At 36.8% G+C, this 3,977-nt stretch carries 6 protein-coding genes and 1 pseudogene; 5 read left to right on the forward strand and 2 right to left on the reverse strand.

The genetic code is table 11. The features are described 5' to 3' along the window. Positions 1–97 precede the first annotated feature (97 nt). The 5 genes and pseudogenes from IBX40_11505 to IBX40_11525 all read left to right on the forward strand — a co-directional run bounded on the left by IBX40_11505 (position 98) and on the right by IBX40_11525 (position 2,615). Positions 98–388, forward strand: coding sequence for a DDE-type integrase/transposase/recombinase (locus IBX40_11505; protein ID MBE0524944.1), 291 nt, complete (start codon positions 98–100; stop codon positions 386–388). Continuing rightward, positions 325–480 (forward strand): annotated as a pseudogene (locus tag IBX40_11510) (transposase family protein). The gene IBX40_11505 and the pseudogene IBX40_11510 overlap by 64 nt, the downstream one beginning before the upstream one ends. Positions 481–594: 114 nt before the next feature. Then, entirely contained in the window at positions 595–747 is a 153-nt protein-coding gene (locus tag IBX40_11515; protein MBE0524945.1) for a lmo0937 family membrane protein, read from the forward strand. A 17-nt stretch (positions 748–764) separates the two neighbouring features. Continuing rightward, complete coding sequence (locus IBX40_11520) at positions 765–1,796, forward strand: hypothetical protein (protein ID MBE0524946.1); 1,032 nt, start codon at positions 765–767, stop codon at positions 1,794–1,796. Next, entirely contained in the window at positions 1,797–2,615 is an 819-nt protein-coding gene (locus tag IBX40_11525; protein MBE0524947.1) for a mechanosensitive ion channel, read from the forward strand. 129 nt (positions 2,616–2,744) lie between these two features. Here IBX40_11525 and IBX40_11530 read toward each other — a convergent pair whose 3' ends face one another. Continuing rightward, on the reverse strand, positions 2,745–2,978 hold the full coding sequence (locus IBX40_11530) for a hypothetical protein (protein MBE0524948.1): 234 nt from the start codon (positions 2,976–2,978) through the stop codon (positions 2,745–2,747). A gap of 97 nt (positions 2,979–3,075) precedes the next feature. Then, complete coding sequence (locus tag IBX40_11535; GenBank protein ID MBE0524949.1) at positions 3,076–3,300, reverse strand: transposase zinc-binding domain-containing protein; 225 nt, start codon at positions 3,298–3,300, stop codon at positions 3,076–3,078. Positions 3,301–3,977: the final 677 nt, after the last annotated feature.

The raw sequence follows: 3,977 nt of genomic DNA on the forward strand, positions 1-3,977 counted from the left end.
GAGAGATAACCTTCTGTGCATAAAAAAGCAATTTGTCCCAAAAACAACTGATTCTAAACATAACCTACCAGTCTATCCTAATCTGGCAAAGAATTATGTGGTAACTAAAATTAATCAATTATGGGCGGCTGATATAACATATATACGCCTTGTACAGGAATTCATATATCTCGCAGTTATAATCGATGTATTCAGCAGGAAGTGTATTGGATGGAAATTGGGCAGGGATATTGATTCAGAACTAGCTCTGGAAGCACTGAATATGGCTTTAGCAGATCGCAAGGATAAGGGCATTTTCAACCTCATTCATCATTCTGACAGGGAGTTCAATATGCCTCATGGAAGTATGTTGACAGACTTAAAGAAAATGGTATCAAGATCAGCATGAGTCGAAAGGGAAATCCATATGACAATGCATTTGCTGAGAGTTTTATTAAGACTTTGAAATATGAGGAGGTTTTAAGTAGAAATGTTTCTTAACTAGTTGTACACAAAATGGGGTTCACTCCCCCCCGATTTCTACGTAGATACCATGCCAAGAACAAAAGTTTATTTAATACAAATACAATTTCAATATTAAAGGAGGTTAGATTTATGAACTTATTATGGACAATAGTTATGATTCTGGTAATCCTCTGGCTATTGGGATTTTCGCTCGGTTTGGTTGGTGGCTTAATCCATATATTGCTGGTTGTTGCTATTATCGTTATATTGATCAGAATAATCCAAGGGCGCAAACCTTTGTAACCATTCCGGTTAGAAGGGTGAATAGCGATAAAAAAGCACAGGTCAAAGATATGATAGGATTCCAGGAAGAAATAGCAAAGATCCAGACCGCCATAGCTGATTTCAAGTCAGGGCAAAATTTGAATATTGCGATAATATCTGAACCCTTTGCTGGAAAGACGACCTTCCTTGGTGCGATCGAAAAGATGAACCCGCAAAAGGTAACAAGGCTGTCATTTTCATCGATACTTAAAAATAAAGAAGACAGCAAGATCCCTGAGAATTCAAAACGAGTCGTGATAATCGACGATTGTAATTTTCTTTATGAACGCAAGATCGGCGGTTTTGAAACTCTGGAGTATTTTTTAAGATCAACAGTATCTTCCAGTAACATCTTCATTACAACGTGGAACCTCTATTCATGGAATTATCTTGACGAAGTTATCAAAATTGAGGAGTATTTTCCGGTTCAGATAAAGCTGCCTAAATTCACGAAAGATCGAATTAAAGAATTTATATTATCAAAGTATGAAGAGAAAGAGATAAAATTCGAGGAGGACGTTGCATTTCAAAAAGAGAAGGTTTTTGAACCTAAGAAATTAACAATTTCAATAAAACCTCTGGAAAAAACCATCAATATACCTTATTTTAAAATAAATTATAGTCTCATTAAATTCAGATTATTAAAAAAAGAAGAAAAAGTTGGTATTGAGGATATAATTTTTGAAAAGATACATCGCATCTCAAATGGAAATCCGGGAGTGGCAATGATCATATGGGAGAAAAGCCTTGAATATCCGATCATCAAACCAAGTAAAATAAATGATGTATCCTTTAATATCGATCTTGATTATAAAGAGTCATTTGTTTTATTTCTTATTCTATCCATGAAATCCATCAATAATGATAAACTTTCAGATATCTTGGGACCTGATTTTCAGGTCGATAAGATGATTTTTGGTTTGTCTAATCAGGGTTTGATAACAGTCGATGATATTTCATGCAATATAAAACCAGAAGCAATAAAAAGCATAATAGAATACCTGAAAAAATTAAGGATGGTGTGGTAAATGGCCGATAACATGGTCTCACTGCCGATTATCGATACAGGGGCAATAATATCCTCAATACTGTTAATCCTCATAGCGTATCTGTTTATTCGAGTTATTACATTCATTCTGGTATTTATCTCAGAACGTGCTGGTCAATATAGAATAACTGTTAAAATGGTTCTTCCATTATTGAAATTCTCAATATATGGAATTACAATTTATTATATATTAGTAAATATTCTAAAATGGGAATCCAGCCAACTTATTCTTTTCGGCGGTCTTTTTGGTGCCGGAATTGGCTTTGGTCTAAAAGATCTGTTTGCTGACATAATCGGTGGAATAGTAATTTCACTTGAAAAACCTTACCAGGTTGGAGATAAGATCAAAATAGAGGAGTATTACGGTGAAGTAAGTGACATAGGAATACGGGCAACAAAACTTGTCACACCTGACGATAATCTCGTATCTGCTCCCAATTATCTGATTTTTACCCAGGCAGTGGCAAGCGCGAATGCCGGGGCGTCAGAGATGATGGTGGTTATTGACCTGTTCATAGATCCATGTTCAGACGCAGTTTTGGCTATGAAGATTTTAAAAGAATCAGTAGTGACCTCACAATATGTTTATATTTCTAAGAAGCGTCCTTTCACAGTTCTTTTAAAAGATTACCCTTTTTACAGACGTTTGCGCGCTAAATCTTATGTGAACGACCTGAGATATGAGTTCGAATTCGAATCTGAGGTTACAAGAAGGGCCTGGATTGAATTTTCTAAAAATGGCATTAAAGCCCCGAATGTAAATATTTTAGAGGCTGGAACTATCAGCCAGGCAAAATAAAATGTCTGTTAAGAAAAGGTCAACAAAAACAGGTCTTCCTCCGAGTGTTTTAATACATATAGACTTTAGTTTGAAAGATCATAAAAAAAGAGCCCTTTGCCTAACGCTTTATGTTGCCACCAAGAAAATTTAAATAAAACTTACGGATTTGGAATCTTTCAAAACAGTCTCCAGTCCAAGTCTAGAGAAAAGTCTCATCTGATCTAAATTCATTGTCTCAAATATAAACTGCGGTTCTACCTCACCTTTTTTCACCAGAGCAACTCTGATCTTTTCCAGTTCTTCAATTACTCGCGTCTCAGAGAGTATCTCATTCTGCTTATTCAGTTTCCAGAGCAAAAATCTATAGAAAGTCAATCCCATTACACAAAGAAATGAATGAACCTTTATCCTTTTATCTTTCTGTAGAAAAAAAGGTTTCATAGGAATTATTATCCCACATTCCAGACCTTTAGAAAATCTACGAAACAGTTAGGGAGGTTCCACAATGTTCGCAGAGATATGTAAAGTAACCACGACTCTCATCCTTACAGGAGAGCATTTTGTTAACTTCTATAATTTCGACATCGCGAAGTTCGTCTTTATACTCAAGGCTAAACGCGTCGCCGAGTAGCCGGAGGCCGTTACCGGCCTCAAGCCCTCTAAGAACCGGACTTGTAACTTTCATTTCATCCGGCTCAAGCATTCCATAACCCTTTCGGGCAGCAGTTATCGTTTCGATAATTGCTTTTGTAATTCCGGTCTGTAGTCTATTAACGTTTTAAACGTCTGTAAGTCTCTCGCATTTAAGCGTCGTTGAGTATCTTACATTTCAATCGATTTGCCTCCGTTCATACAATGGAACACCAATAGTAAGTCTGCATCCTTTCGGATTAAGGCAAATTTTGAACCTCTATGCAACTAATTACAAGTTGCCTTTCGCTTTTTACCAATTCCTCTAACCTCTGCACCATCGTCACCTTCACAGGCTTCCTACCCAAATACTGGGAGTGCATAGGTCTTACCAAGTTCTATATCACGAATAATTATGTAAACCTTAGAAGCCATCTGTAAGCCGAGAACCCTTTGTTCATTCCCCATAATGTAACTGGAACCATTATGGTCTGGTTCTGTACCTTTTGGTTTAAGCGTAACAGTCCGATTTCGCTTATTTAATCTAACGACTCTTATGATGATTCGCATTACACTCTTCACAGTTTACTTATCCTAGCAGTTAGTCCGAATTTGGACTTTCTGACTTTCCACATTGTCCTGTGGGCCTAACACCTAAACGTTACCATTGACGCATTCCACAGTAGGATTACTCCGAATGAAAGGAGTAGCCAAAGGGCAATTCGTAATATAACTTCTTGTCGCAACCAG

Source organism: Methanosarcinales archaeon, from assembly GCA_014859725.1.
Taxonomy (GTDB): domain Archaea; phylum Halobacteriota; class Methanosarcinia; order Methanosarcinales; family Methanocomedenaceae; genus Kmv04.

What these genes read in the sequence shown, in the direction of transcription:
- IBX40_11535 (MBE0524949.1), bottom strand. Translation starts at nt 3,300, where the DNA reads ATGCTTGAGCCGGATGAAATGAAAGTTACAAGTCCGGTTCTTAGAGGG.
- IBX40_11530 (MBE0524948.1), bottom strand. Translation starts at nt 2,978, where the DNA reads ATGGGATTGACTTTCTATAGATTTTTGCTCTGGAAACTGAATAAGCAG.
- IBX40_11515 (MBE0524945.1), top strand. Translation starts at nt 595, where the DNA reads ATGAACTTATTATGGACAATAGTTATGATTCTGGTAATCCTCTGGCTA.
- IBX40_11525 (MBE0524947.1), top strand. Translation starts at nt 1,797, where the DNA reads ATGGCCGATAACATGGTCTCACTGCCGATTATCGATACAGGGGCAATA.